Raw genomic sequence first — 26976 nt, forward strand, 5'->3', positions numbered from 1 at the left:
AGTATTAAATGACTGGGGGATTGATTTGTTTACTAATTAAAAACTTATTTGTTGACCTTAAAATCTGGATCCTTAAGACTTTGGACACTCGCATTAATAACAGCACCGACAATCAATAACTTGGCAATGATTATAAACCAGAACATCATGACAACAACGATGATGGAACTGAAAAATCGAACGTCGACTAGATAGTTGACATAGTTATTGAAATAAGCTGAAAAGATCGTTAATAGAGATATGAGAGTAAGAAGTACGAACAGACTTCCAGGAAGGACATAACGAATACGACCGACTTTCACATTTGGAAGGAAATAATAGAGCATGATCAAGATCGCAAACAGAAAGACATAAATCAGCGGTCCTGTAAAATCCTGTAAATATGCAAATAGAGAACTTTCGGATTTCCAGTAGTTTTTTAGCAGATCCAACAACATATGACCAAACATACTTAGGAATAGGGCAAGAGCAAAGAGAATTTGAAGTCCCAAACTAACTAGGAGACTCATCAGTTGGTGTGAGATAATTCCTCTATTTTTTGCAATTCCATAAGCTTTATTAAAAGATTTTTGGAGGAAATTCATGGATTTTGAAAAGGTCCAAAGAGCTGATATTACCGCAAAACTCAAGAGTCCAGCAGATGGTTGTGTCAGCACTTCACGAGCAATCTTTGCTACTACATCATAGATCGTATCTGGTAAAAATTCCTTTAGGGTGATCAAGAAATCAGAGATCGGAATTTGAAAATACGGCAAGATATTGACGGCTATCATAAGTAAAGGGAAGATTGAAATCAACCAATAATAAGCCACAGCTACACTGGTTAATTCAATATCTGAAACATGATAGTAGTGTAAAAAAGCTTTCAATAAAGGCCTATTAGTTAGTTGTTTCCACAACTTTTTCATTGCATAATCCTCCACAATAATAACCTAAATCTTAATTTCTGCGAACTAATTCCATCATATCATAAGGTAATGTGTTGGCTGATTCTTTTAGAGAATAAGTTTCTAGGTTGTTTACATTTTGTCGCAGTTTTTTAGCATACTGGGCTGAAATAAGTTTTTGTTTCTCATATTCAAAGATAGACTTACGTTCTAGATAGTATCCTCTTAACATTTCGTCGATATTATTGGGTTTGATACGATTGATAACCCGTTCTACAAAGGCACCACTGGTAATATGACTGGTTTCACGGAGACGCGATTCCTGCATGAAGCTGATCAGAGAACTCTTATAAATCCCTTTGAGGTTTTCTAAACTTTCGATGATGATTTCAGTGTTGGCTAGATAGAGCTCTGCAATCTGGTCATAATCGATGGCAAGAAGTCTTTGGTTTTCCTTGTCTCTCCAAGAACGAAAGGTTTTTCCAAATGTGAGCAACTCATGAAGGAGAAAACGCACAATCCGTATAGAAACAAGGAAGTAGTAGGTTAGGCGAGAAGCAAAGTTTCGCTTAATATTTTTCTCCATGCTTTTCAGATAACGTTGGTAGACACGATATCCTCTTTCACCAATTTTGCCTTCTTCGTAGGCCTGTTCCAAACCATCGCTCTCGATACTGAGAATCAAGAGTTTAAGAGCTTCCCAGTCTTCCTGGATTTCCTTGTTCTCCTGGCTGAGGATGAGATTTTCAATCCGTCCGTGATAGTTATCGATAGCTGCATAGAGTGGAACCTTATTTTTAGTTTTCTCTAAATCCTTCTCTAATTCCATGGCAACGTCATTTAAGATAGCGATGTGCATGAGCTGATCCTTAGATGGTTCTTGTTCTTCGGAAAGGTGTGGAAGTACCAGTAATCCTGTCAGAAAACTGACAAGTGTTACCCCAGCTACGAGGAAGAGAAGAAGAGGATATTCTTGTTCCAGATTAGACGGTATCAAGAGGATAGTGGCAATGGATACAGTTCCCTTGACGCCAGAAAAGGTAAGGAGAAGCATATCTTTGACATACTTGTGGAGACTTTTTTGAAGTTTCTTTATTCGAAACGCGTAAAAGCCGTAAATCATCACAAAGCGGATGGCAAAGAGTAGGAAGGTTAAAAGAAAGACTGTGACGAGAAGAAGCACATTGTTATAAAAAGCACTCTTAAGAATCGGCTCCGCAATCATCTCCAGTTCCATTCCTAACAGGACGAAGACAGAACCATTAAGCATAAAGGTAACAGTGTGCCAAACGGTTTCAGTCACTGTATCCACTTGAGCTTCGAGAAGATTTATCTTTTTAAAACGACTAGCTTTTAAAATACCAGCGACAACGACCGCGATAATTCCAGAAACATGAATCTCTTCAGCGATGAAGAATGTTAAAAGTGGTAAACTAAGATCCAGCAAGAGTTCACTGGCTATATCAGTAGCTCGAACACTGAGTAGAAAAGTATGGAGGAAACGATTGATTAAGGCTGTTATAAAGCCGACTGCAAATCCTCCAATGATGGAAATTGCTAATGAAGTACCAGCTTGGGTAAGTGAGAAAGTCCCTGTTGTCCATGCGATGAGAGCTACACGAAAAGCAATTAGCCCAGAAGCATCATTAAGGAGGCCTTCCCCTTTTAAGATATTTGAAATTCGTTTTGGAAAAGTAAAACGTTCAGAAAGAGAAGCAAAAGCGACGAGATCGGTAGGACCAAGTGCAGCTCCGACTGCAACGCAAGCAGCTAATGGTAAGCTCGCCCAAAGGACATGGGCAAGGCCTCCCATACTCAATGTTGATACAAATATAACAGGGAAAATCAGGTAGAGAACGATTTTCCAGTGTTTTAAGATAGAGGTTACATCTGCTTCTTGAGCTTCTCGAAAGAGGAGCGGGCCGATTACCAAGGCTAGAAACAACTCAGTGTCTAAGTGATACTGGTTATTCGGTAAGCACAGACCAATCCCAATCCCCAGAAGTATTTGAATCAGGGGCATGGGTAAAAAGGGAAGTAGTTTATTGGTCGTACTCGAAACAATGAGAACAAGTAAAAATATCAAGAGATAAAACAGTAAATCCATCTTCTACCTCCTTATTTTTGTTTTCGACAAGCTTCAAAAAGTTCCTTTTGTTCTTGGATTTTTTGATCAATCTTCGAGCAGTCCTTGTGCTCGATTTTCTTCTGACAACGTTCCATTTCAAGTGTTATCATTTTCTTCTTGATTTTTAGCATCTTTTTGCTCATATGAGCTTCATCTAACATACCAACTGCCCGTTCATGTTGGGTTGATTCAACGAATTTGTGGCGAAGTCCTTCTATTTTATCTCGTAGGTATTGTTTATCCATGGCGATACCTTTCTAATTTTTCAATCATGACTAAAAATGGTGGATTGTTGATTTGGTTGAGGGTACGATAGATCGTAGCGGTATATTCTTGTTGTGGCAACTGACTGACAAAATCTAAGACAGCATCTCGCTCTATATCTCCACCTTCATGCCCATAGTAAATCATGATGGCTATTCGTCCACCTTTAACTAGCATTTGGCAAAGTTTATCCAGTGCTTCAATAGTTGTTTGAGGTTGGGTGATAATGCTTTTATCAGCTGAAGGAAGATAACCAAGATTAAAGATGGCTGCCTTAACTTCCCTTACAAACTGATCCACGGTTTCATGACCTTGTAGGATTAATTCTGCATTGGACAAACCTGCTTCTTGGATACGTTGACTTGTTTTTTCCAGAGCTTGTTCCTGGATGTCAAAAGCATAGACTTGTTTAGCCAACTTAGCTAGAAAAAGGGTATCGTGGCCATTTCCCATGGTCGCATCAACGACAATATCCTCTGGGGTGATGACTTGGGCAAGAAAATCATGCGCCATTTCAAGTGGTCTTTTCATTCATAAACTCCTGTTTTACAGCCTTGCATCCTTGAACACTACCGCGTCGTTTCATTTCATCTTCAATGCTATTTAGAACTTCCCATTTATTGAGACTCCACATAGGACCAATCAACATATCCCGAGGCGCATCACCCGTAATCCGATGGATGACAATATGCTTGGGAATAATTTCTAGTTGGTCACAGATGACCTTGACATATTCATCCTGACTCATGAGCTGCAAACGACCTTCATGATAATCCCTTTGCATCCGAGTATTGGTCATGAGGTGAAGTAGGTGAAGTTTAATCCCTTGGATATCATTGTCCCTTACACAACGCCGAACATTTTCCACCATCATTTCATGAGTTTCACCGGGCAAACCATTGATCAAATGGGCAACAATCTCAATCTTCGGATACTTCCGAAGTCGTTTGACCGTCTCCACGTAGAGTTCATAGGAGTGGGCGCGGTTAATCAATTCTGAAGTTTCTTCATATGTAGTTTGTAAACCTAGTTCTACGGTAACATGCATTCGCTCTGATAATTCTGCCAAGTATTCAATCGTTTCATCAGGAAGACAGTCAGGTCGAGTACCAATATTGATGCCAACAACACCAGGTTCGTTGATTGCTTGTTCATAGCGCTCGCGAATCACTTCAAGTTTTTCATGTGTATTGGTAAAATTTTGGAAGTAAACCAAATATTTTTTAACTTCAGGCCACTTACGGTGCATAAAGTCAATTTCCTTATAGAATTGCTCGCGGATAGGAGCATCAGGAGCAACGATTGCATCTCCAGAACCGGAAACCGTGCAAAAAGTACAGCCCCCATGTGCTACAGTTCCATCGCGATTGGGACAATCAAAGCCAGCATCAATAGGGACTTTAAAAGTCTTTTCTCCAAATAAATTTCGATAATAATCATTCAACGTATTATAGGATTTCATAGCTAATATTATATCAGAAAAGACTCGCAAACTCAAAAAAGGTCAGTAAGAGAGAGTGCCTAGAAAGTGAAACGAAAGAAAAAGTCAAAATTTTTTTTATAAAAGCCTTTACAAAAAAATAAAAAGTGGTAGAATTAAATCATAAACAAGCGCAAACGTTTTCGTAAAACGTTTGCCGAATAAATATAAAGGAGATTTGAATGATGAAAGATACATTCAAAAATGTCTTGTCTTTCGAATTTTGGCAGAAATTCGGTAAGGCTCTAATGGTGGTTATCGCTGTTATGCCAGCGGCTGGATTGATGATTTCAATCGGTAAGTCACTTGCAATGATTGACCCAAACCTTGCTCCCCTAGTTATTACTGGTGGCGTACTAGAGCAAATTGGTTGGGGAGTTATCGGTAACCTTCATATTTTGTTTGCCCTCGCTATTGGAGGAAGCTGGGCTAAAGAACGTGCTGGTGGTGCTTTTGCGGCAGGTCTTGCATTTATCCTTATTAACCGTATCACTGGTACAATCTTCGGTGTATCAGGGGATATGTTGAAAGATCCTAACGCTATGGTTTCAACAATCTTTGGTGGATCTATCAAGGTTGCTGATTACTTCATTAGTGTACTTGAGTCACCAGCCCTTAACATGGGGGTATTTGTAGGGATTATCTCAGGTTTTGTTGGAGCGACTGCATTTAACAAATACTATAATTTCCGTAAACTTCCTGATGCCCTTTCATTCTTTAACGGGAAACGTTTTGTACCATTTGTAGTTATTCTTCGCTCAGCAATCGCTGCAATTCTTCTTTCAGCTTTCTGGCCAGTTGTTCAAACAGGTATCAACAACTTCGGTATCTGGATTGCTAATTCACAAGAAACAGCACCAGTTCTTGCACCATTCTTGTATGGTACTTTGGAACGCTTGCTCTTGCCATTTGGTCTTCACCATATGTTGACTATCCCAATGAACTATACAGCTCTTGGTGGTACTTACGATATTTTAACTGGTGCAGCAAAAGGCACTCAAGTATTTGGACAAGATCCACTTTGGCTTGCATGGGTAACAGACCTTGTAAACCTTAAAGGTACTGATGCTAGTCAATACCAAACATTGCTAGATACAGTTCATCCAGCTCGTTTCAAAGTTGGACAAATGATTGGTTCATTCGGTATTTTGATGGGTGTGGCTGCTGCTATTTACCGTAATGTTGAAGCAGACAAGAAACACCAATACAAAGGTATGATGATTGCGACAGCTCTTGCAACTTTCTTGACTGGTGTTACTGAGCCAATTGAATATATGTTCATGTTCGTTGCAACACCTCTTTACCTTGTCTACGCTGTTGTTCAAGGTGCTGCCTTTGCTATGGCTGATATTGTTCACCTTCGTGTGCACTCATTCGGTTCAATTGAATTCTTGACTCGTACTCCACTAGCTATCAATGCTGGTCTTGGTATGGATATCATTAACTTTATCTGGGTAACAGCACTATTTGCAGTTATCATGTACTTTATCGCCAACTTCATGATTCAAAAATTCAACTATGCTACTCCAGGACGTAACGGAAACTACGAAACTGCTGAAGGTTCATCAGAATCTGCTGCTTCTGGTGAGTCAAAAGTTGCAGAAGCTTCTCAAGCTGTTAACATCATTAACCTTCTTGGTGGACGTGCTAACATCGTTGATGTGGACGCATGTATGACTCGCCTTCGTGTTACTGTAAAAGACGCTGAAAAAGTTGGAACAGAGGAACAATGGAAAGCTGAAGGAGCTATGGGACTTGTCATGAAAGGACAAGGTGTCCAAGCTATCTACGGACCTAAAGCTGACGTTTTGAAATCAGATATCCAAGACCTTCTTGACTCAGGTGAAGTGATTCCTGAAACTCTTCCAAGTCAAATGGCAGCAGCTCAACAAGATGCTGTTGTATACAAAGGTGTGACTGAAGAAGTATACTCAGTTGCTGACGGTCAAGTGATTGAATTGGATCAAGTTAAGGATCCTGTATTCGCACAAAAAATGATGGGTGATGGATTTGCAGTAGAACCATCAAACGGGAACATTGTATCTCCAGTATCAGGTACTGTATCAAGTATCTTCCCAACTAAACACGCTCTTGGTCTTGTGACTGAAGCAGGCCTTGAAGTACTTGTTCACATTGGTTTAGACACAGTCAGTCTTGAAGGTAAACCATTTACAGTTCGTGTTACTGAAGGACAACAGGTTGCAGCTGGTGATCTTCTTGTCACAGCTGACTTGGGTGCTATCCGTGAAGCTGGTCGTGAAACCACAACTGTAGTTGTCTTCACAAATGGTGATGCGATCAAATCAGTTAAATTAGAAAAAACAGGTTCTCTTGCTGCTAAAACAGCAGTTGCAAAAGTAGAATTGTAATATTTAGGAGGTTGGAAGCTGTTTCCAACCTCTTGTTTAATAGGAGAAAAGCATGAAGTTTTTAACACTCAATACCCATAGTTGGATGGAAAAAGATCCTGAACAAAAGTTTCAACTTTTACTTCAAGATATACTTGAAAACAGTTATGATTTGATTTGTTTTCAAGAAATTAATCAGGAAATTACTTCAGCGCAAGTAGAAGCTGGTGTACTTTATCAGCCATTACCATCTGCTGAGCCGATTCATCAAGACCACTATGTGCGACTTTTGGTAGAGAAGTTGGCTGAGCAAGGTCAAAACTATTATTGGACTTGGGCCTATAACCATATCGGTTATGATCGTTACCATGAAGGTGTTGCAATCCTATCTAAAACACCAATTGGGGCGCGTGAAATTTTGGTTTCAGATGTAGATGATCCGACAGATTACCACACTCGTCGAGTTGCTCTAGCAGAGACAGTAGTTGAAGGTAAAGAACTTGCAGTTGCCAGTGTCCATCTCTCTTGGTGGGATAAAGGCTTCCAAGAGGAATGGGCGCGCTTTGAAGCAGTTCTGAAAGAATTGAACAAGCCACTCTTGCTAGCAGGTGATTTTAATAATCCTGCAGGTCAAGAGGGCTACCAAGCTATTTTAGCTAGTCCACTAAACTTACAAGATGCATTTGAAGTTGCAAAAGAAAGAAGTGGTAGTTACACTGTTCCGCCTGAAATTGATGGTTGGAAGGGGAACAGCGAACCTCTTCGAATCGATTATATCTTTACAACAAAGGATGTGCAGGTAGAAAAACTTCACGTGGTCTTTGATGATAAAAACAGTCCACAAGTTAGTGATCATTACGGTCTGCAAGCAACACTATCTTGGAAAGACTAAATAAGCTATTTTAGTAAAAACAATCAAGCCCCCTTCTACAAACAGAAGGGGGAATTTAATTTAAAGAGTTAATATAGTTAAAGTTTTTTATTGAATAACTTGTAAAAAAAGATAAAATCCTTTAAAATAAAAAGTGTTGGAGGAATTTATGATTGTAAATCAAATAAAGCGTATGATCCCGACGCTAAAGGTAAATAATAGAAATTTAAATGAGTTGTTTTATATTGAGACTTTGGGGATGAAACCCTTGCTTGAAGAGTCAGCCTTCTTATCACTAGGAGACCAGTCAGGTATTGAAAAGTTAGTTTTAGAAGAGTCACCAAGTATGAGGAGCCGTAAGGTTGAAGGGATTAAAAAATTAGCTAGATTACTTGTAAAGGTAGAGAAGCCATCTGAGATTGAAGCACTACTAGCTAGAATGGAAGAAATCCCTCAACTCTATAAAGGAAATAAGGGATATGCTTTTGAGGTTCTTTCTCCAGAAGGGGATTGTATTCTTATTCATGCCGAAGATGATATCAAGGATTTGAAAAAAGTTGAGGAAGAAGTCACTTTTTCAAAAGATGAGAAACTGAGATATTTGACAGCCTTTGAAATCTCGGTGGAAATTAACTTACCAGATAAGACATCAAGCCTACTTGATAAAGAAGAAATCGAAAACCGACTAGCTTTTAATCAAGCTCAAGGGAGCGATTTACTGGTTGAAAATAATGTAACTTGGGACTTGTCTATGTTGAAATTTCAAGTAGAGAATTTGGATTTTCCTGTATTGCGTCAGCGATTTGAAGAAGCTGGTTACTTTATTCCAAAATCTGAGAAGTTTTTCCTAACTAAGGATACCAACAATATTGAATTGTGGTTTGAAGCAGTATGAAACAAAAAATCATTCAAAAAATAAAGCAACAAATTGAGGCGGGGATTTATCCTGGTGCCTCTTTTGCGTATTATCAGGATGGCGTTTGGTCTGACTGGTATCTAGGAGAAGCAAATCCAGAAACTGGTGAGCAGACTCGTGAGGGCTTGGTCTATGATTTGGCAAGTGTGAGCAAGGTCGTTGGAGTAGGAACGGTCTTAACCTTTTTGTGGAAGGAAGGCAAGATTGAGTTAGATAACTCCATAAGAGACTATCTTCCAGAAGTGGATTACCCAGACATCACCATTCGACAACTCCTAACGCATGCAACGGATTTAGATCCTTTTATTCCTAATAGAGATCAGCTTTCTGCAGATCAGTTAAGAGAAGCTATGTTTCATCTGAATCGCCGAGAGAAGAGAGCCTTTCTATACTCAGATGTGCACTTTCTCTTACTAGGTTTTCTTTTAGAATCTTATTTTGAAAAGGACTTGGATCAGATTTTACAAGAGCAAGTGTTGAATCCATGGAAGATGAAGGAAACTCAGTTTGGTCCAGTTAACTGTGCTGTTCCAACGGTCCGTGGACAGAAAGCAGGAGTGGTCCATGATCCCAAGGCTCGTTTGCTTGGAAAGCATGCAGGTAGTGCAGGCTTGTTTTCGACAGTTCATGATTTAAAAGTCTTTCTAGAGCATTATTTGCAGGATGATTTTGCTGCAGACTTAAGTCAGAATTTTTCGGATCTGAATGATAAAGAACGCTCATTGGCCTGGAATCTTGAAGGTGATTGGCTGGACCATACAGGCTATACTGGAACCTTTATCATGTGGAATCGTAAGAAACAAGAAGCTGCTATCTTTTTATCCAATCGAACTTATGAAAAAGATGAGCGTGCTCAGTGGATTTTGGATCGTAATCAGGTCATGGACTTGATTCGAGAGGCAGACTAGGGAGGAAGTATGTCAAAAGCTTTAAAAGGAACTCTTTATACAGTCATTGCAGGTATTGCCTGGGGCTTGTCGGGGACCAGCGGTCAGTACTTGATGGTTCACGGGATTTCAGCCCTCCTTCTGACCAATATCCGTTTGATAATTGCTGGTTTACTCTTGATTCTTCTTGCCTATACTAAATCAAGGGATAAATTTATGGCTTTTCTGAAGGATAAATCAAGCCTGTTTTCTCTCTTGTTATTTTCTTTATTTGGTCTTTTTCTAAATCAATTGGCTTATCTTTCAGCTATTCAGGAGACAAATGCTGGGACAGCGACAGTTCTCCAGTATGTCTGTCCAGTTGGAATCCTTGCTTACACTTGTATCAAGGATAAGGTGGCTCCGACGCTTTCAGAAATCATCTCTATGTTTTTAGCTATAGGTGGGACCTTTCTCATTGCAACCCATGGGCAATTGGATCAACTCTCGATGACTCCAGCTGGTCTATTTTGGGGTTTGTTCTCGGCCCTAACCTATGCTCTTTATATCATTTTACCTATAAAATTGATTCAAAAATGGGGGAGCATATTGGTTATTGGTGTTGGAATGACCATCTCAGGTATACTAGCAGTACCTTTTACGGGGCTTATCGGGGCCAGTATTCCCATATCTTTTGATATCTTTCTAGCTTTTGCTGGCATCATTCTGATTGGAACGGTCTTTGCCTATACAGCCTTCCTCAAGGGAGCTAGTATGATAGGACCAGTCAAGTCTAGCCTTTTGGCTTCGATTGAGCCTATCTCGGCAGTATTTTTTGCCTTCATGATTATGGGGGATATCTTTTATCCTGTAGATTTTCTTGGTATGGCAATGATTTTACTAGCTGTGACTATCATTTCATTGAAGGATTTAATGCTTGAAAAGAAACATCATTCCGTTTAATGGATTAAACCAGTCTTTGATAAGGCTGGTTTTTAATCTTCTAGCAAGTTGGTTCATATAACTTTAAGAATGAATGTTTATAATCAATTCATACATTTAAAGATAAGGAGGAAATATGAATTTGCTACAAAGTATTCATCCATCAAAACCTTTAAGATACTTAAAATGGTTCGATATCCTCATCATCACTGTTTTAATGTTTGGAGAGTTTATCATTCGTTCTACTCAACAATTTATGGAGAGTTTATCGACTTCAACTCTTACTAGTGTCACAGAAACTACGACAAATGTAGCAAGTGATGGAGCAGCTTATTCTAGTAATTTCAATTTTCAATTGATTATGTTAGGGATTACCTTCCTTTATCTTGTGATTCGAAATTATGATTTTAAACAGCTTCCTATACGTTGGAGCTGGTCTGTTTTAATTTGGGTTCCCCTTATCTTTGCTGTAGTTGGTATCTTTGGTGATATCATTACAACCCTTAGTGGTAAGTATAATTATTTTAATCCTCAGTTGATCCCTTTTATAGACCCCATGGAAATCATTCGAAAATTCATGGCTTTAACACCGATAGCGATTTGCTATGCTTTACTAAATGGTTTTTATGAAGAATTTTTCTTCCTAGGCTTACTGATTTCAGTAAAAGAAAAGCACAAGTGGTTGGCTTTGGTCTATTCGGTAATTATACGGATTTCTTTCCATACCTATCAAGGATTGCTTTGGGCCTTGGTGATTGGGCTTGTTTACGGTCTCTTTTATTATTTCTTGTACAAGTATGTAGTCAAGAATTTACTGCCATTCTTTCTCATGCATGCTCTTGCTGATATGTTTGGTTCAAGTCTCTTGTATCTTCTGATTGCTTGGGAAAATTAAGAAATCAAACTTTTTGACAACAGTCCAATGAGTCACTGTATCAAAGTCTTCTTGTGAATCATAACCACCCGTCTAACGGGTGGTTTGCACCAGGGCTATAAGCCCAAATTACCAGCCAGCGCCTAAAGACGCTGGCTTTCACGTTGTTCAAGCCTCATTGCTCTTGACTCGTCACTTGCCTCTTAAAGAGGCGTGAGTATTACTTGCCACTATCCCTAAAGGGATCCTCATATTCTTTTACACTTAATTTATCTAGTGCTATATCATGCTTTTCCTGATCTGTGGCTTCATTAAGCCCTACTGTACTCACATAATAACCTTCTGCCCAGAAATGCCGATTCCCAAACTTGTACTTGAGGTTGGCGTGTTTATCAAACATCATGAGTACACTTTTGCCTTTTAAATACCCCATGAAACTTGAAATACTTATCCTAGGTGGAATACTTACCAACATATGTACATGATCAGGCATTAAATGACCTTCGATAATCTCAACACCTTTATAACTACATAATCGGTGGAATATTTCTCCCAAACTACTTCGATATTGATTATAGATCACTTTTCGTCTATACTTAGGGGTGAACACAATGTGATATTTACACATCCACTTTGTGTGTGATAAACTATGAGACTTTTGTGCCATGGTTTTCTCCTTTCGCTTTACAATTGGCTTGAACACCTTTATTGTATCGCGCTTGGAGTTTTTTTGGTATAACCTTCGACGCGCACCCGCATAGCGGGTGGTTTATTTGTCTCGCACCTCACGGAGCGAGACGGACTAATAGTCACATAATAAAAATAGAGGTCGGGATTTTGGTCCCGACCTCTTGTTGATTCTATATGGATTAGTCTTTGTTTTCGTATGGCAAGATCAAGTTTAGGATGATACCTGTCATAGCTGATAGGGCAGTACCTGAAAGGGTAACTGGTCCAAGTTTAAGGATGGCTCCACCAAGTCCAAGCACTAACATAGCACTAGCGATGATAAGGTTACGCATTTGGCTAAAGTCAACACGTTCTTTGATCAAGACTTTCAAACCGTTACTTGCGATAACCCCGTAAAGAAGGATAGACATACCACCAAGTACAGCGTTTGGAATTGTTGAAATCAAGGCAGTAAATTTACCAAGGAAGCTAAGGGCAATTGCGATAAAGGCAGCGTTACGGATAACTGAGACAGAAGCGATACGAGTCATTCCGATAACCCCTGTATTTTCACCGTAAGTTGTATTGGCTGGTCCACCGAGGAAGGCAGAAACAGATGTTGCGATACCATCACCAAGAAGAGTACGGTGTAGACCAGGTTCTTTCAAAAATTGGCGTCCACAGATTTGACCTAAAACGGTATGGTCTCCGATATGTTCAGAAATGGTTACGATTGCAATTGGTAAGATGGCAATTGTTTCAGGACCGAAGTAAAGGTCGTATTGTTTGAAGGCACCACCTGTATTGAATGGTAGGTAGAAACCAGGGATTTCAAACCAGTTAGCTTCAAGAACAGGAGTGAAGTCAACCAATCCAAGTGCTAGAGCAAAGAGGTAACCACCGATAATGGCAAATAGGAATGGGATAATTCGTAGGAATCCTTTTCCTTTTGTATTGATAAAGGCAGCAATCAAGAAAGTAACAACGGCTACAAGAGCGTTTTTCCAATTTCCATCAGCTACAAGGCCAGCATTGGTTACAGCTGAACTAGCTAGTCCAAGACCGATAACAATGATCATAGGACCGATAATGATTGGTGGTAAGAGTTTGTCGATCCATTTTGTACCTGCAAAGCGCACACTTGCAGCAACAAGGACATAAACAAGACCAGTCAGGATAACCCCTGTCTGAGCAGCAGATACATCACCACCCATTTCTTTCATGGCAAGTGACATAGCTGTGATAAAGGCAAAAGAAGAACCCAGATAAACTGGAACTTTAAAGCCAGTAGAGATCATGTAAATGAGTGTTCCTACACCTGATGCAAAAAGGGCAACCGATACAGGCATTCCCAAGATCAAAGGTACTAAAATAGTAGCACCAAACATGGCGAATACGTGCTGGAAGCTAAGAAGAATTCCCTTTCCAGCTGAAGGACGTTGGTCAACGTCTAAAAGCAAATCAACAGTTGATTCCTGTTTCATATTAACCTCACTTTTGGGCATCAAAAAAGAGCCCATTATTTTATAGCAATAGGCTCCCAGAGTAAGACCTCTCTAAAACAAGACTCCTTCATCAAGTTTTAAAGAGTTTTATATAGATCTGCGCCTTCGTCACCTCACGGGATGACATTAAAAACCTTTGCTTAGGATAGTATAGCAGAAAAAAATGATTTTGTAAATCATTTTTTCCTGAGCCTTGAAATGAGAAAGCGAGGTATGATTTTGTAAATCATTTTTTCCTGAGCCTTGAAATGAGAGAGCGAGGTATGATTTTGTAAATCATTGTTTCCCGAGCCTTGAAACGAGAAAGCGAGGTATGATTTTGTAAATCATTTTTTCCTGAGCCTTGAAATGAGAAAGCGAGGAATGAGTTTGCAGATTTTTTAATCTTTCTAAAGCGGACGTTTGTTAGGCATCCCAGCCTTACGTGGATATTTGTTTGGAGTTTCCTTTTTCTTCTCAACAATAGTAATGTAGCGAGGGTCTCCGTTAGGAAGAGTGTAACTGAGGTTTTCTTCAACCTTACTAAAGAGAAGATTGAGGGCAATTTTAGCTTCAGTTAATTCCTCAGGTGCATTGCTAGCCTTAAGTGCTAGCAATTTTCCACCGACTTTTAAGTAGGGAATAGTCAACTCGGACAAGACCTGCATACGGGCAACAGCACGAGCTGTAACGATATCAAACTGAGCACGGAAGTTCTTATCTTGGGCGAAGTCTTCGGCACGTCCATGATAAAAGTGAACATTTTCTAAACCTAGTTCTTGGGCTAATAGATTAAGAAAGTTGATTCGTTTATTAAGGGAGTCAATAATGGTCACATCTAGCTGAGGATAGAGAATCTTTATAGGAAGGCTAGGAAAACCTGCTCCAGCACCGATGTCTAAGAGTTTAATGGGCTGGTTTTCAATCAATCCCTGTAAAATAGGAGCGATGGAATCATAGAAGTGTTTGAGATAGACTTCTTCTTTTTCTGTAATAGCAGTCAGGTTGATTTTTTCGTTCCACTCGACTAAGAGTTCAAAATAACGCTCAAATTGAACTTTTTGCTGGTCAGAAAGAATAATATTTTGTTCAGCAAGTAATGTGTAAAAAGTTTCTGGTTTCATAGTAGTTTCCTTCTTTAGTATCATCTTATTTTACCACAAAAAGATGGAAATTTGATATACTGGTACTAATCTAAAATCAGAAAGGAATTATACGATGACTTGGATTATTCTTGGAGTTCTTGCTCTTATTGTTATTTTTGTAATTGTTAGTTATAACGGTTTGGTTAAAAATCGCATGCAAACTAAGGAGGCATGGAGTCAGATTGATGTTCAGTTGAAACGTCGTAACGATCTCTTGCCAAACTTGATTGAGACCGTGAAAGGATATGCAAAGTATGAAGGTTCAACGCTTGAAAAAGTTGCAGAACTTCGTAATCAAGTAGCAGCAGCAACTTCACCAGCAGAAGCTATGAAGGCTAGTGATGCTCTTACACGTCAGGTTTCAGGAATCTTTGCGGTTGCAGAAAATTATCCAGACCTAAAAGCAAGTGGCAACTTTGCACAATTGCAAGAGGAGTTGACCAATACTGAAAATAAAATTTCTTACTCTCGCCAACTCTACAATAGTGTTGTTAGCAACTATAATGTTAAATTAGAAACATTCCCAAGCAACCTAGTTGCTGGACTCTTTGGTTTTAAAGTGGCTGATTTCCTTCAAACACCTGAAGAAGAAAAGGCAGTACCAAAGGTTGATTTTAGTGGTTTAGGTGACTAGGATGTTGTATGATCAAATCGCGAGTAATAAGCGAAGAACTTGGATTTTACTACTAGTATTCTTTTTACTTCTGGCTTTGGTTGGATATGCAGTTGGTTATCTCTTTATGCGATCTGGTCTTGGTGGCTTAGTTATCGCTCTGATTATCGGCTTTATCTATGCCTTGTCCATGATTTTTCAATCAACAGAGATAGTCATGAGTATGAATGGTGCGCGTGAGGTGAATGAGCAGACTGCACCAACCCTCTATCATGTTGTGGAAGATATGGCTATGGTGGCGCAAATCCCTATGCCACGTGTCTTCATCATCGATGATGCCAGCTTAAATGCCTTTGCTACGGGTTCAAATCCCCAAAATGCAGCTGTAGCAGCAACTTCAGGACTCCTTGCGATTATGAATCGTGAAGAGTTAGAGGCGGTTATAGGCCATGAAGTCAGTCACATTCGTAACTATGATATTCGTATTTCTACGATTGCGGTTGCCCTTGCCAGTGCCATTACACTTTTATCAAGTATGGCTGGACGCATGATGTGGTGGGGAGGTGCAGGCCGTGGTCGTAGAAGTGATGATCGAGATAGTGGTGGACTTGAAATTATTATGCTAGTTGTTTCTCTCCTAGCAATTGTTTTGGCGCCCCTAGCAGCAACCTTGGTACAACTAGCCATCTCTCGTCAACGAGAATTTTTAGCAGATGCTTCAAGTGTAGAGTTGACTCGTAATCCTCAAGGGATGATCAATGCCCTTCGTAAGCTGGACAATAGTCAGCCTATGAGTCGTCATGTGGATGATGCTAGCAGTGCACTTTACATCAACGATCCTCAAAAACGAGGTGGCTTGCAAAAACTCTTCTATACCCATCCGCCAATCTCAGAACGGATTGAGCGTCTGAAACATATGTAAAAACATCCAGAGATTTTCCTCTGGATGTTTGCTATTTTCTACAGTTATAAATCTTGTAAATCAACTATTTCCAAACCATTCTCTGTCAAACGATAGATACTCCTGCAGACTTCTTTTAAGAAACGTCGATCATGTGAAACAGTGATGAGGCCCCCAGGGTAATTGGCAAAGAGTTTTCTGATTTCGGGTTGAGAGGTTGGAGAAAAGTTTCGTGTGGGTTCATCCAGAAGGAGAAAGTTTGGTTTTCGCAGCACTAAATTCAAAAGAAGGAGTTTACCTTGTTGACCACCAGATAAAGAGTGAATCTTGTGGTGCATCTCTGGATAACTGAAATTGAGACTGGCTAGGAAGGATTGAATTTTCTGTATTTCCTCTTTATTTCCAGTTTGGCTGAGAAATTCTACTGGGGATAGATCCAATTGCAGTGTTTCTTGGTAATTTTGTGGCATAAATCCAAGTGAAATCTCACTTTTGCCACTTAGTAGTTGCTGCAACTTGGCTAACAGAGTCGATTTGCCAACACCATTTGGTCCGATGATACCGATTTTATCTTGACCCCAAACAGTTAGTTGTAACTCCTGAGCCAAAACATGCTCGCCAATGGACAAACTTTCCTTTTCCAGTCGAAGTAAGACTTTAGAAGCTGCTAATGGCTCTATATCTGAAAAGAAAAGTTGGATTTGTTCCTCTTCAAGTGGCTTTTGGGTCATGGACTGAGCTGCTTTTTCGTAGCGTTTTTCTTGAGAAAGAACATTTTTCATCTTTTTAGCCAGTAGTCGTCCGGCAGTACTGTCTTTGGTAGCTCGAAGTGCAGTTTCTACCTTTTGCTTGACTCGGCGATGCTTTTCCATGGTTTTATCATAGGATCGTTGGTCGTTGTCAGCTTGCTGGCTTTGTCTGGCAAAGTTAGCCTTTCTCTGTTCACTATAGCGATTATAGTCTAAGTGCTCGACTAGGGTTTCAGCTTCCTTTCGATGCTTGACCAGTCGCAAGTGGATAATGGTGTCTGCAGTTTGAGAGAGGAAGTCTTCATCATGAGAAATGAAAATAACGGTCTGCCTGATCTTCTGAATCTGAATTTTTAGCCAATCAACTGTCTCAAGATCTAGATCATTTGAAGGTTCATCTAAAAATAGAATCTCAAAGGGTTTGGATAATTCATGGATGAGCTGAATTTTCAAAGCTTCGCCACCCGATAGGCTACCAATCTCTTGATCACTAGCAAAACGACTGCTATCAAATTGCAATTCCTCAGCCAAACGATAGAGAATACTGAAGTCCAAATCAGCAGACTCTAAAAAGAAGTAGTCCTGTAGAGATTTTTTCTTCAGTTTTTCAGGGAGATGTTGGGGAATGTAAGACAGGAACTGAAGGTCAGACTGAATGTCGCCCCTGATAGTGAAATCCTCTAATCTTTCTCCCATTAAAGTTTTAAGTAAAGTTGATTTGCCATTTCCTTCTTCCCCAATAATAGCAACCTTTTCCCCATCTTGGATAGTAATGTTTAAATCGGAAATAAGGTCTCGTAGGTCTTTATTTTGTGTTATAGTTAGATGATTAATTTTTATCATATCATTGCCCTTTCTAAATTTGGATAATACATAACAAAAGCTCTACTTTACCTAGTAGAGCCAATTGTCTATGTCAAAAAATCCTCTTTTAAAAGGGCTGCAAAAAGCAGCAGAAAAAAGAGCACACAAAAAGAGACAGAAACAAGATCTACTAAATAAAGGTTCTTTATTTGATAGACTTAATTGTTCATGTCTCCCTTACCTCCGAAAATTATTATGTTTATTTTATACCTTTTGGAACACTTTGTCAAAAGAAATGAGAAATTCAAATCTTTCTAGAAACCAAAAACGGGTCCATAGAGAGTCAAAACGTGTTTGACTTGATCGTAGTGGAATTTGTCATAGTTTCGCCAAGCTGTGCGAGCTTCTTCATTGAGTTTAAGGGTGCCAAGTCCAATCAAAAGACTAGTCCGTTGGTAAAAAGTTTCCAGTTCAATTAAGATAGCGTTGTCTACTTTCTCAGCTTTTTTAAGCGCTCTGAGAATTTCGTCTATATTTTGCTGTAAGCGTAGATCATCAGGTAATCCTTGTTTACAGTTTTGTATAGTTTGATTTAATTCTGAAACGAGTTGATAGGCTTCAGCTAAAAGAACTTTGTCTTCCATATGAGCGTCCTCCTTTGCTCATGTATTGATGTCTATAGTATAGCACTAAAAGCAAAATATGTCCTAATAAATATATCAAAAATCAATCATATAAAACAAAAAGGATTTAGCTCTATCAATAACAGAACTAAACCCTTAGAAGCAATAGATTTTTAAGGTTTTGAACTTCGATTGTTAATCAGCAATCAGTTTTTCTAATTTCCAGATGCTGAACCAAAATGAAATGGTAAGGAGTATTAGGAAAATAAGGAAAGTGCCATCGACCAAACTTTTATTCATGCCACACAATCCTTTCGCTAGATAGGGAGCTAAGGGGTATAAGATACACTGTATATGTGACTGTTTCCTTTTTAATGACGGTTAACCATACTGCAGAGCTGGCTGCAGTAAACTCCTTTCTACTTTATCATTCCTGTCTTTTTTATAGTCTTTTGAATATAGGAATTCAATTATTTATAGCTAAAAGTAGAGTTAGGAAGTTCATATTCCAACTAGTTCTCCGAATCATTTTTAAATTTTCTATCTGCCAATTTTGTTTCCATTATAGAAGAACATCGACATTTGGAATGGAAAACTCTGACTTTTAAATTCAAAGTTTGGAAGGCTTACTTCTAGCATTTTCATGGTATAATCAAGATAGTAAATCTTTATGGAGGAAGTATGAAATTAAATATTCAAGAAATTCGTAAGCAGCCTGAAGGTTTGCACTTTGAGCAAACTTTAGACTTAGCAGCTGACTTGCGTGCCCGTAATCAAGAAATTTTAGATGTAAAAGATATTGTCGCTATTGGAAAAGTTCAGTACGAAGACCTTATGTTTTTCCTAGATTATCAGTTGTCTTATACAATCGTTCTAGCCTCTAGCCGTAGCATGGAACCGGTAGAATTGAAAGAGTCTTATCTAGTGACAGAAGTCTTTATGGAAGGTGCTACTAATCAACTGGATCAAGAAGTGCTAGATGATGACTTGGTTTTACCGATTGAAAATGGGGAAATCGACCTGGCTGAAAGTGTTTCAGATAATATCTTGCTCAACATTCCAATCAAGGTCTTAACAGCTGAAGAAGAAGCTGGCCAGGGCTTTGTTTCTGGAAATGACTGGCAAATCATGTCCGAGGAAGAGTACCAAGCCCAACAAGCAGTCAAGAAAGAAGAAAATAGTCCTTTTGCAGGTTTGCAAGGACTGTTTGACGGAGACGAATAGATGGTTTTATCCAAGAAACGTGCCCGTCATGTCATTGAGGAAATCATTGCTCTTTTTCCAGATGCAAAACCAAGTCTAGATTTTCGTAATCATTTTGAACTTCTGGTTGCTGTTATGCTGTCAGCTCAGACGACAGATGCGGCAGTCAACAAGGCTACACCAGGACTTTTTGCGGCCTTTCAAACCCCACAAGCCATGGCAGAAGCAAGTGAGAGTGAGATTGCTAAACATATTTCTCGTCTAGGTCTCTATCGCAATAAGGCTAAGTTTCTTAAGAAATGTGCCCAGCAGTTATTAGACGATTTTGACGGCCAAGTCCCTCAGACTAGGGAAGAATTAGAGAGTTTGGCAGGAGTTGGCCGAAAAACCGCTAACGTAGTTTTGAGCGTAGGATTCGGTATTCCAGCCTTTGCAGTAGATACTCACGTAGAGCGAATCTGTAAACACCACGATATTGTAAAAAAATCAGCTACACCACTTGAGGTCGAAAAACGTGTCATGGATGTTTTGCCACCAGAAGAATGGCTAGCAGCTCATCAGGCTATGATTTACTTTGGTCGTGCTATCTGTCATCCGAAAAATCCAGAATGCGATCACTATCCACAGTTATACGATTTTAGTTCGTTATAAAATTGATTTCTTGTGTTTTTTCTTGCATCGATTACTACTTTGTGATATAGTAGTAGCAATCAAATATTCCTTTAATCCTGTCCCGTGAGGCAGGCAAGGAGCTCGATTAAGTAGAAGGGTAAGTCTATACTGTTTACAGTAAGGCTCGCTTAGTTATACATTCTCAAGTCTCCTTGAAAAAGGAGACTTTTCTTTTTGGAGGTTTGTCATGAAGACAAAAGAAGTTGTAGACGAATTAACCGTCAAGCGAGCGATTACTCGGATTACCTACGAGATTATCGAGCGAAATAAAGATTTAAACAAGATTGTATTGGCTGGGATAAAAACACGAGGTGTCTTCATTGCTCACCGTATCCAAGAGCGTTTGGAACAATTAGAAAATATCTCTGTCCCTGTTGTAGAATTAGATACCAAACCTTTCCGCGACGATGTCAAAAGCGGTGAAGATACTTCTATAATCTCTGTTGATGTGACAGAACGTGAGGTCATCTTGGTGGACGATGTGCTTTACACAGGTCGGACCATCCGAGCAGCTATTGATAACATCGTTACCCATGGCCGTCCTTCTCGTGTGAGTTTAGCTGTTTTAGTTGACCGTGGACATAGAGAATTGCCAATTCGTCCAGACTATGTTGGTAAAAACATCCCAACCAGTCGTTCAGAAGAAATCATCGTAGAGATGACTGAACTTGATGGACAAGATCGTGTTCTTATTACTGAAGAAGCCTAGATAGCAAAAAGGAGTTAGCTATGTCAGAAAATCAACAAGCCATTCAACACGTAGTTTCTATGGAAGACCTTACTGTAGATCAAGTCATGAAATTGATTAAACGAGGAATTGAGTTTAAAAATGGAGCAAAAGCGTCTTACGTGGACCAACACATTGTCTCTAATCTCTTCTTTGAGAGTTCGACTCGTACCCACAAATCTTTTGAAGTAGCAGAGATTAAACTGGGACTTCACCTACTGGACTTCGATGTGAAGACAAGTTCAGTCAACAAGGGTGAAACACTCTACGATACAATTTTAACCTTGTCAGCCTTGGGAGTAGATGCCTGTGTCATCCGACACCCAGAGGTGGATTACTACAGAGAGTTGATCGATAGTCCGACGATTACGACTTCGATTATCAATGGTGGGGATGGTTCGGGCCAACACCCAAGCCAAAGCTTGCTTGATTTGATGACCATTTATGAAGAATTTGGACACTTCGAAGGACTCAAGGTTGCCATTGCTGGTGACCTTGACCATTCGCGTGTGGCTAAATCCAATATGCAAATCTTAAAACGCTTAGGAGCAGAACTATACTTTGCTGGGCCTGAGGAATGGAGAAGTCAAGAGTTTGCAGACTATGGACAGTTTGTAAGCATTGATGAAATCATTGACCAAGTTGATGTGATGATGTTTCTCCGTGTTCAGCATGAGCGTCATGAAAGTGGAACAGTCTTTTCAAAAGAGGGTTATCATGCTCAGCATGGTTTGACTCAAGAACGTTATGATCGCTTGAAAGATAAAGCTATTCTGATGCATCCTGCTCCTGTAAATCGCGATGTTGAAATTGCTGATCACTTGGTCGAAGCACCAAAATCACGTATTGTTCAACAAATGACCAATGGTGTCTTTGTCAGAATGGCAATTTTAGAATCTGTATTGACTTACAGAAACGCAAAATAAGACACAAAACGTTAAAAGATGCCTGAGAGCATCCACGAGAGGTGAATTTATGACTAAACGACTTCTAGTTTTAGAAGATGGAACAATTTTTGAAGGAAAAGCCTTTGGGGCTGACATCGATGTAACTGGTGAAATTGTCTTTAATACCGGGATGACTGGTTATCAAGAATCCATTACGGATCAGTCTTACAATGGGCAAATCCTAACCTTTACCTATCCCTTGGTTGGAAATTATGGGATTAACCGTGATGACTACGAGTCTATCAGTCCAACCTGTAAAGGTGTAGTGGTATTTGAAGAAGCTCGTAGAGCCAGCAACTGGCGCAACCAGATGACACTGGATGAATTTTTGAAGTCTAAGAAAATCCCTGGTATTTCAGGTATTGATACACGTGCTTTGACAAAAATCATTCGCAAACATGGGACTATGAGAGCGACTCTAACACATGTGGGAGATAGTATCGATCACATCACAGATCAGCTTCAAGCAACTGTTCTACCAATTGATAATATCAAACAGGTTTCTACAAAAACTGCATATCCAGCTCCAGGAGTAGGTTTAAGTGTAGTACTCGTTGACTTTGGTCTTAAGCATTCAATCTTAAGAGAGTTGTCTAAGAGAGATTGTAATGTAACGGTCGTTCCTTATACTACAACAGCAGAGGAAATCCTTCACTTAAATCCAGACGGAGTTATGTTGTCAAATGGTCCGGGAAATCCAGAAGATGTACCAGAAGCACTCGATATGATTCGTGGTATTCTCGGGAAAATTCCAATCTTTGGTATTTGTATGGGGCACCAGCTCTTTGCGATGGCAAATGGTGCCAAGACCTATAAGATGAAATTTGGTCACCGTGGGTTTAACCACGCTGTACGCGAAATTGCAACAGGGCGCGTGGACTTCACGAGTCAAAACCATGGATATGCAGTGAGTCGTGAAGATTTTCCAGACCATTTGATGATTACTCATGAAGAAATCAATGACAAGTCAGTTGAAGGTGTACGTCACAGATACCAACCAGGTTTCTCTGTGCAATTCCACCCAGATGCTGCACCAGGTCCGCACGATGCAAGTTATCTATTTGACGAGTTCATCGAGATGATGGAAGCCTTTAAACAAACAAATTAAAGACGAGTGAGAAATCGTCGGAGAATTTATTTAATGTCGCCCTGTGAGGCGACGAATAGAAAGGCAGGTCGTTTCTTTTAGTCGCTATTAGGCGAACTAAAAACTCCCTGCACTAGATTTTTTATCGAAAAAAATCGTTTCGCTAAAAAATCGTCGGAGAATTTATTTAATGTCGCCCTGTGAGGCGACGAATAGAAAGGCAGGTCGTTTCTTTTAGTCGCAATCAGGCGAACTAAAAACTCCCTGCACTAGTTTTTTTACCGAAAAAAATCGTTTCGCTAAAAAATCGTCGGAGAATTTATTTAATGTCGCTCAGTGAGGCGACGAATAGAAAGGAGAAGGGTGGTCCGTATTTGCTGAACTGAATACGGGCTACGGACGGTACTAAAAAGATAGTTATTCCTAGAACTGACAGTTCTTCGTCATAACTCCTATTTTAGCTTTGTCCGCTTGACGCCCTTAATATCTTATAAATGCCTAAACGTACTGATATTCAAAAAATTATGGTGATTGGTTCTGGTCCGATTATTATTGGTCAGGCTGCTGAGTTTGACTATGCTGGGACTCAGGCTTGCTTGTCTTTGAAAGAGGAAGGTTATGAGGTTGTCTTGGTGAACTCAAACCCTGCGACTATCATGACTGATAAGGAAATTGCAGACAAGGTTTACATTGAGCCAATCACACTTGAGTTTGTAACTCGTATTCTCCGTAAAGAACGTCCAGATGCCTTGCTTCCAACTCTTGGTGGGCAAACAGGGCTTAACATGGCCATGGAATTGTCTAAAAATGGAATTCTTGATGAATTGGGAGTAGAACTTCTCGGCACTAAATTGTCTGCCATCGACCAAGCGGAGGACCGCGATCTTTTTAAACAATTGATGGAAGAGCTGAACCAACCAATTCCAGAATCTGAAATTGTTAATACAGTGGAAGAAGCCGTAGCTTTCGCAGCAACAATTGGTTACCCAGTGATCGTCCGTCCAGCCTTCACACTTGGTGGTACAGGTGGTGGTATGTGTGCCAACGAGGAGGAATTACGTGAAATTGCCGAAAATGGTTTGAAGTTGTCACCTGTTACTCAATGTTTGATTGAGCGTTCCATTGCAGGTTTCAAGGAAATCGAGTACGAAGTGATGCGTGACTCAGCTGACAATGCTCTTGTTGTATGTAACATGGAAAACTTTGACCCAGTCGGGATTCATACAGGGGATTCCATCGTATTTGCCCCAGCGCAAACTATGTCAGATTATGAAAACCAAATGCTTCGTGACGCCAGCTTGAGCATTATCCGCGCTCTCAAGATTGAAGGAGGATGTAACGTTCAGTTGGCTCTCGATCCTCACAGCTTTAAGTACTATGTTATCGAAGTAAATCCTCGTGTATCGCGTTCGTCAGCCCTTGCTTCTAAGGCGACAGGTTACCCAATCGCTAAATTGGCTGCTAAGATTGCAGTCGGTTTGACCTTGGATGAGGTCATTAACCCAGTTACAGGTTCAACTTATGCCATGTTTGAACCAGCCCTAGACTATGTGGTCGCCAAAATTCCACGTTTCCCATTTGATAAGTTTGAAAAGGGTGAGCGCCGTCTTGGTACTCAGATGAAGGCGACTGGAGAAGTAATGGCTATTGGTCGTAACATTGAGGAATCTCTCCTTAAAGCTTGTCGCTCTCTAGAAATTGGTGTCCACCACAATGAAATGCCTGAACTTGCAGAAGTCTCAGATGATGCCTTGATTGAAAAAGTTGTCAAGGCCCAAGATGACCGTCTCTTCTATGTATCAGAAGCTATTCGTCGTGGTTATACACCAGAAGAGATTGCAGATTTGACTAAGATTGATATTTTCTATCTTGATAAACTTTTGCATATCTTTGAAATTGAGCAAGAATTGGGCGCACATCCACAAGATGTAGCAGTCCTAAAAACAGCAAAACTTAATGGTTTCTCAGATCGTAAAATTGCTGAACTCTGGAACACTACAGCTGACCAAGTTCGCCAACTTCGTTTAGAAAACAAGATTGTTCCAGTTTATAAGATGGTTGATACTTGTGCGGCAGAGTTTGAATCAGAAACTCCATATTTCTATTCAACTTATGGTTGGGAAAACGAATCCATCAAGTCTGAAAAGGAATCTGTACTGGTCCTAGGTTCTGGTCCAATCCGTATTGGTCAAGGGGTTGAGTTTGACTACGCAACAGTTCACTCTGTTAAGGCGATTCAAGCTGCTGGCTACGAAGCCATCATCATGAACTCAAACCCAGAGACCGTTTCAACCGACTTCTCTGTATCGGATAAACTTTACTTTGAGCCATTGACATTTGAAGATGTCATGAATGTTATCGACTTAGAGCAACCAAAAGGTGTTATCGTTCAATTTGGTGGACAAACAGCTATTAACCTTGCAGAGCCATTGGCTAAGGCAGGTGTGACTATCCTTGGTACGCAGGTTGCTGACCTAGACCGTGCCGAAGACCGTGACCTCTTCGAACAAGCCCTCAAAGACTTGGATATTCCACAGCCTCCTGGACAGACTGCAACAAACGAAGAAGAAGCAGTACTTGCAGCTCGTAAGATTGGTTTCCCAGTCCTTGTTCGTCCTTCATATGTCTTGGGTGGACGTGCTATGGAGATCGTTGAGAATGAAGATGATCTTCGTTCTTACATGCGTACTGCGGTTAAGGCAAGTCCAGACCATCCAGTTCTTGTCGACTCTTATATCGTTGGACAAGAATGTGAAGTAGATGCTATCTCAGATGGACAAAATGTCCTCATCCCTGGTATCATGGAGCATATCGAACGTGCTGGTGTCCACTCAGGTGACTCCATGGCTGTTTATCCTCCACAAACCTTGTCTCAAAAGGTTCAAGAAACCATCGCAGACTATACTAAACGTCTTGCAATTGGCCTCAACTGTCTTGGTATGATGAACATTCAGTTTGTCATCAAGGATGAGAAAGTCTACGTTATTGAGGTCAATCCACGTGCCAGCCGTACTGTTCCATTCCTATCAAAAGTAACCAATATCCCGATGGCTCAGGTTGCAACTAAGTTGATTCTTGGTCAAAGTCTTGAAGACCTTGGTTACCAAGATGGACTTTACCCAGAAAGCAGTCGTGTTCATATTAAAGCGCCAGTCTTCTCCTTTACCAAGCTCGCGAAAGTAGACAGCTTGCTCGGTCCTGAAATGAAGTCAACAGGGGAAGTTATGGGTTCTGATACGACTTTAGAAAAAGCTCTCTACAAGGCCTTTGAAGCTTCTTATCTTCACTTGCCAACCTTTGGGAATGTTGTCTTTACTATCGCTGACGATGCCAAGGAAGAAGCTTTGGATTTGGCTCGTCGTTTCCAAAATATTGGCTACGGAATCCTTGCGACTCAAGGAACAGCAGCTTTCTTTGCAAGTCATGGCTTGAAGGCTCAACTCGTTGGTAAGATCGGTGATGATGAACACGATATCCCAAGCTATGTTCGTAAAGGGAAAATACAAGCCATTATCAACACAGTTGGTACTAAGCGAACTGCTGATGAAGATGGTGAACAAATCCGCCGTTCAGCTATCGAACATGGTGTACCACTCTTTACAGCCCTTGATACAGCGGATGCTATGCTTAAGGTACTTGAAAGCCGTAGCTTCGTTACAGAAGCGATTTAGTTTCTTGGTAAATGCTCTAATACTCTTCGAAAATCAAATTCAAACTGCGTCAACGTCGCCTTGCCGTACTCAAGTACAGCCTGCGGCTAGTTTCCTAGTTTGCTC

At 40.1% G+C, this 26976-nt stretch carries 24 protein-coding genes; 14 read left to right on the forward strand and 10 right to left on the reverse strand.

Annotated elements, in window-relative coordinates; all coding sequences use genetic code 11:
• Positions 1-44: 44 nt before the first annotated feature.
• From PCY08_RS05485 to PCY08_RS05505, 5 genes are read right to left on the reverse strand one after another with little or no spacing between them, the layout of a single operon-like run.
• The gene (locus PCY08_RS05485; protein ID WP_301559699.1) at positions 45-908 is read right to left on the reverse strand and encodes a YihY/virulence factor BrkB family protein; all 864 of its coding nucleotides are present in this window, start codon (positions 906-908) and stop codon (positions 45-47) included.
• Between the two features lie 31 nt (positions 909-939).
• The gene (locus PCY08_RS05490; protein ID WP_301559700.1) at positions 940-2994 is read right to left on the reverse strand and encodes a sodium:proton antiporter; all 2055 of its coding nucleotides are present in this window, start codon (positions 2992-2994) and stop codon (positions 940-942) included.
• A gap of 11 nt (positions 2995-3005) precedes the next feature.
• Entirely contained in the window at positions 3006-3260 is a 255-nt protein-coding gene (locus tag PCY08_RS05495) for a hypothetical protein (RefSeq protein ID WP_006150587.1), read from the reverse strand.
• The gene (locus PCY08_RS05500; RefSeq protein WP_301559701.1) at positions 3253-3810 is read right to left on the reverse strand and encodes a class I SAM-dependent methyltransferase; all 558 of its coding nucleotides are present in this window, start codon (positions 3808-3810) and stop codon (positions 3253-3255) included. The genes PCY08_RS05495 and PCY08_RS05500 overlap by 8 nt, the downstream gene beginning before the upstream one ends.
• Positions 3794-4741, reverse strand: a complete 948-nt coding sequence (locus tag PCY08_RS05505; RefSeq protein WP_301559702.1) for a TIGR01212 family radical SAM protein — start codon at positions 4739-4741, stop codon at positions 3794-3796. The genes PCY08_RS05500 and PCY08_RS05505 overlap by 17 nt, the downstream gene beginning before the upstream one ends.
• A 200-nt stretch (positions 4742-4941) precedes the next feature.
• Between PCY08_RS05505 and PCY08_RS05510 the strand changes: the two genes are divergently transcribed.
• From PCY08_RS05510 to PCY08_RS05535, 6 genes are all read left to right on the forward strand, one after another.
• A complete protein-coding gene (locus tag PCY08_RS05510) occupies positions 4942-7128 on the forward strand; it encodes a PTS transporter subunit IIBC (RefSeq protein WP_301559703.1) in 2187 nt (728 codons plus the stop codon).
• Positions 7129-7180: 52 nt separating this feature from the next.
• Positions 7181-7999 (forward strand): endonuclease/exonuclease/phosphatase family protein, encoded by an 819-nt coding sequence (locus tag PCY08_RS05515; RefSeq protein WP_301559704.1) that lies wholly within the window; start codon positions 7181-7183, stop codon positions 7997-7999.
• A 148-nt stretch (positions 8000-8147) separates the two neighbouring features.
• A complete protein-coding gene (locus PCY08_RS05520; protein WP_301559705.1) occupies positions 8148-8873 on the forward strand; it encodes a CppA N-terminal domain-containing protein in 726 nt (241 codons plus the stop codon).
• Positions 8870-9802 carry a serine hydrolase domain-containing protein gene (locus tag PCY08_RS05525; protein ID WP_301559706.1) on the forward strand — a complete coding sequence of 311 codons (933 nt, stop codon included), beginning with the start codon at positions 8870-8872 and terminating at the stop codon, positions 9800-9802. Before PCY08_RS05520 ends, PCY08_RS05525 begins: the two co-directional genes overlap by 4 nt.
• A 9-nt stretch (positions 9803-9811) precedes the next feature.
• Positions 9812-10723, forward strand: a complete 912-nt coding sequence (locus PCY08_RS05530; protein ID WP_301559707.1) for a DMT family transporter — start codon at positions 9812-9814, stop codon at positions 10721-10723.
• A gap of 115 nt (positions 10724-10838) precedes the next feature.
• Complete coding sequence (locus PCY08_RS05535) at positions 10839-11597, forward strand: CPBP family intramembrane glutamic endopeptidase (RefSeq protein WP_301559708.1); 759 nt, start codon at positions 10839-10841, stop codon at positions 11595-11597.
• 199 nt (positions 11598-11796) lie between these two features.
• Here the strand turns inward: PCY08_RS05535 and tnpA are convergent, their stop codons facing one another.
• The 3 genes from tnpA to rsmG form a co-directional block, all read right to left on the reverse strand.
• A complete protein-coding gene (tnpA, locus tag PCY08_RS05540; RefSeq protein WP_301559709.1) occupies positions 11797-12243 on the reverse strand; it encodes an IS200/IS605 family transposase in 447 nt (148 codons plus the stop codon).
• A gap of 202 nt (positions 12244-12445) precedes the next feature.
• A complete protein-coding gene (locus PCY08_RS05545; protein WP_301559710.1) occupies positions 12446-13729 on the reverse strand; it encodes a solute carrier family 23 protein in 1284 nt (427 codons plus the stop codon).
• A 410-nt stretch (positions 13730-14139) separates the two neighbouring features.
• Complete coding sequence (gene rsmG / locus PCY08_RS05550; RefSeq protein WP_301559711.1) at positions 14140-14853, reverse strand: 16S rRNA (guanine(527)-N(7))-methyltransferase RsmG; 714 nt, start codon at positions 14851-14853, stop codon at positions 14140-14142.
• 94 nt (positions 14854-14947) lie between these two features.
• Between rsmG and PCY08_RS05555 the strand changes: the two genes are divergently transcribed.
• Positions 14948-15508: a LemA family protein gene (locus PCY08_RS05555; protein WP_000219831.1), complete on the forward strand. Its 561-nt coding sequence runs from the start codon at positions 14948-14950 to the stop codon at positions 15506-15508.
• 1 nt (position 15509) lies between these two features.
• Positions 15510-16409 carry a zinc metalloprotease HtpX gene (gene htpX, locus PCY08_RS05560; protein ID WP_301559712.1) on the forward strand — a complete coding sequence of 300 codons (900 nt, stop codon included), beginning with the start codon at positions 15510-15512 and terminating at the stop codon, positions 16407-16409.
• Positions 16410-16453: 44 nt separating this feature from the next.
• Here htpX and PCY08_RS05565 read toward each other — a convergent pair whose 3' ends face one another.
• The gene (locus PCY08_RS05565; RefSeq protein WP_301559713.1) at positions 16454-17980 is read right to left on the reverse strand and encodes an ATP-binding cassette domain-containing protein; all 1527 of its coding nucleotides are present in this window, start codon (positions 17978-17980) and stop codon (positions 16454-16456) included.
• 275 nt (positions 17981-18255) lie between these two features.
• Entirely contained in the window at positions 18256-18585 is a 330-nt protein-coding gene (locus PCY08_RS05570) for a helicase BlpT (RefSeq protein ID WP_301559714.1), read from the reverse strand.
• A gap of 660 nt (positions 18586-19245) precedes the next feature.
• On the opposite strand from PCY08_RS05570, the gene PCY08_RS05575 reads away from it, so the two are divergent.
• From PCY08_RS05575 to carB, 6 genes are all read left to right on the forward strand, one after another.
• Entirely contained in the window at positions 19246-19788 is a 543-nt protein-coding gene (locus PCY08_RS05575) for a DUF177 domain-containing protein (protein ID WP_301559715.1), read from the forward strand.
• Positions 19789-20418, forward strand: a complete 630-nt coding sequence (gene nth, locus PCY08_RS05580; RefSeq protein WP_223139931.1) for an endonuclease III — start codon at positions 19789-19791, stop codon at positions 20416-20418.
• Between the two features lie 208 nt (positions 20419-20626).
• Positions 20627-21148 (forward strand): bifunctional pyr operon transcriptional regulator/uracil phosphoribosyltransferase PyrR, encoded by a 522-nt coding sequence (gene pyrR / locus PCY08_RS05585; protein ID WP_045763808.1) that lies wholly within the window; start codon positions 20627-20629, stop codon positions 21146-21148.
• 20 nt (positions 21149-21168) lie between these two features.
• Positions 21169-22092 (forward strand): aspartate carbamoyltransferase catalytic subunit, encoded by a 924-nt coding sequence (locus PCY08_RS05590; protein ID WP_301559716.1) that lies wholly within the window; start codon positions 21169-21171, stop codon positions 22090-22092.
• Between the two features lie 49 nt (positions 22093-22141).
• Positions 22142-23221 (forward strand): carbamoyl phosphate synthase small subunit, encoded by a 1080-nt coding sequence (locus PCY08_RS05595; protein WP_045763806.1) that lies wholly within the window; start codon positions 22142-22144, stop codon positions 23219-23221.
• Between the two features lie 473 nt (positions 23222-23694).
• Positions 23695-26871 carry a carbamoyl-phosphate synthase large subunit gene (carB, locus tag PCY08_RS05600; RefSeq protein WP_301559717.1) on the forward strand — a complete coding sequence of 1059 codons (3177 nt, stop codon included), beginning with the start codon at positions 23695-23697 and terminating at the stop codon, positions 26869-26871.
• Positions 26872-26976: the final 105 nt, after the last annotated feature.

This window comes from Streptococcus sp. SO4 (genome assembly GCF_030440055.1).
Classification (GTDB): Bacteria; Bacillota; Bacilli; order Lactobacillales; family Streptococcaceae; genus Streptococcus; species Streptococcus nidrosiense.

Bases quoted from the DNA above. Each gene is read 5' to 3' on its own strand.
- PCY08_RS05485 (WP_301559699.1), bottom strand. From the start codon at position 908: ATGAAAAAGTTGTGGAAACAACTAACTAATAGGCCTTTATTGAAAGCT.
- PCY08_RS05490 (WP_301559700.1), bottom strand. From the start codon at position 2,994: ATGGATTTACTGTTTTATCTCTTGATATTTTTACTTGTTCTCATTGTT.
- PCY08_RS05495 (WP_006150587.1), bottom strand. From the start codon at position 3,260: ATGGATAAACAATACCTACGAGATAAAATAGAAGGACTTCGCCACAAA.
- PCY08_RS05500 (WP_301559701.1), bottom strand. From the start codon at position 3,810: ATGAAAAGACCACTTGAAATGGCGCATGATTTTCTTGCCCAAGTCATC.
- PCY08_RS05505 (WP_301559702.1), bottom strand. From the start codon at position 4,741: ATGAAATCCTATAATACGTTGAATGATTATTATCGAAATTTATTTGGA.
- PCY08_RS05510 (WP_301559703.1), top strand. From the start codon at position 4,942: ATGATGAAAGATACATTCAAAAATGTCTTGTCTTTCGAATTTTGGCAG.
- PCY08_RS05515 (WP_301559704.1), top strand. From the start codon at position 7,181: ATGAAGTTTTTAACACTCAATACCCATAGTTGGATGGAAAAAGATCCT.
- PCY08_RS05520 (WP_301559705.1), top strand. From the start codon at position 8,148: ATGATTGTAAATCAAATAAAGCGTATGATCCCGACGCTAAAGGTAAAT.
- PCY08_RS05525 (WP_301559706.1), top strand. From the start codon at position 8,870: ATGAAACAAAAAATCATTCAAAAAATAAAGCAACAAATTGAGGCGGGG.
- PCY08_RS05530 (WP_301559707.1), top strand. From the start codon at position 9,812: ATGTCAAAAGCTTTAAAAGGAACTCTTTATACAGTCATTGCAGGTATT.
- PCY08_RS05535 (WP_301559708.1), top strand. From the start codon at position 10,839: ATGAATTTGCTACAAAGTATTCATCCATCAAAACCTTTAAGATACTTA.
- tnpA (WP_301559709.1), bottom strand. From the start codon at position 12,243: ATGGCACAAAAGTCTCATAGTTTATCACACACAAAGTGGATGTGTAAA.
- PCY08_RS05545 (WP_301559710.1), bottom strand. From the start codon at position 13,729: ATGAAACAGGAATCAACTGTTGATTTGCTTTTAGACGTTGACCAACGT.
- rsmG (WP_301559711.1), bottom strand. From the start codon at position 14,853: ATGAAACCAGAAACTTTTTACACATTACTTGCTGAACAAAATATTATT.
- PCY08_RS05555 (WP_000219831.1), top strand. From the start codon at position 14,948: ATGACTTGGATTATTCTTGGAGTTCTTGCTCTTATTGTTATTTTTGTA.
- htpX (WP_301559712.1), top strand. From the start codon at position 15,510: ATGTTGTATGATCAAATCGCGAGTAATAAGCGAAGAACTTGGATTTTA.
- PCY08_RS05565 (WP_301559713.1), bottom strand. From the start codon at position 17,980: ATGATAAAAATTAATCATCTAACTATAACACAAAATAAAGACCTACGA.
- PCY08_RS05570 (WP_301559714.1), bottom strand. From the start codon at position 18,585: ATGGAAGACAAAGTTCTTTTAGCTGAAGCCTATCAACTCGTTTCAGAA.
- PCY08_RS05575 (WP_301559715.1), top strand. From the start codon at position 19,246: ATGAAATTAAATATTCAAGAAATTCGTAAGCAGCCTGAAGGTTTGCAC.
- nth (WP_223139931.1), top strand. From the start codon at position 19,789: ATGGTTTTATCCAAGAAACGTGCCCGTCATGTCATTGAGGAAATCATT.
- pyrR (WP_045763808.1), top strand. From the start codon at position 20,627: ATGAAGACAAAAGAAGTTGTAGACGAATTAACCGTCAAGCGAGCGATT.
- PCY08_RS05590 (WP_301559716.1), top strand. From the start codon at position 21,169: ATGTCAGAAAATCAACAAGCCATTCAACACGTAGTTTCTATGGAAGAC.
- PCY08_RS05595 (WP_045763806.1), top strand. From the start codon at position 22,142: ATGACTAAACGACTTCTAGTTTTAGAAGATGGAACAATTTTTGAAGGA.
- carB (WP_301559717.1), top strand. From the start codon at position 23,695: ATGCCTAAACGTACTGATATTCAAAAAATTATGGTGATTGGTTCTGGT.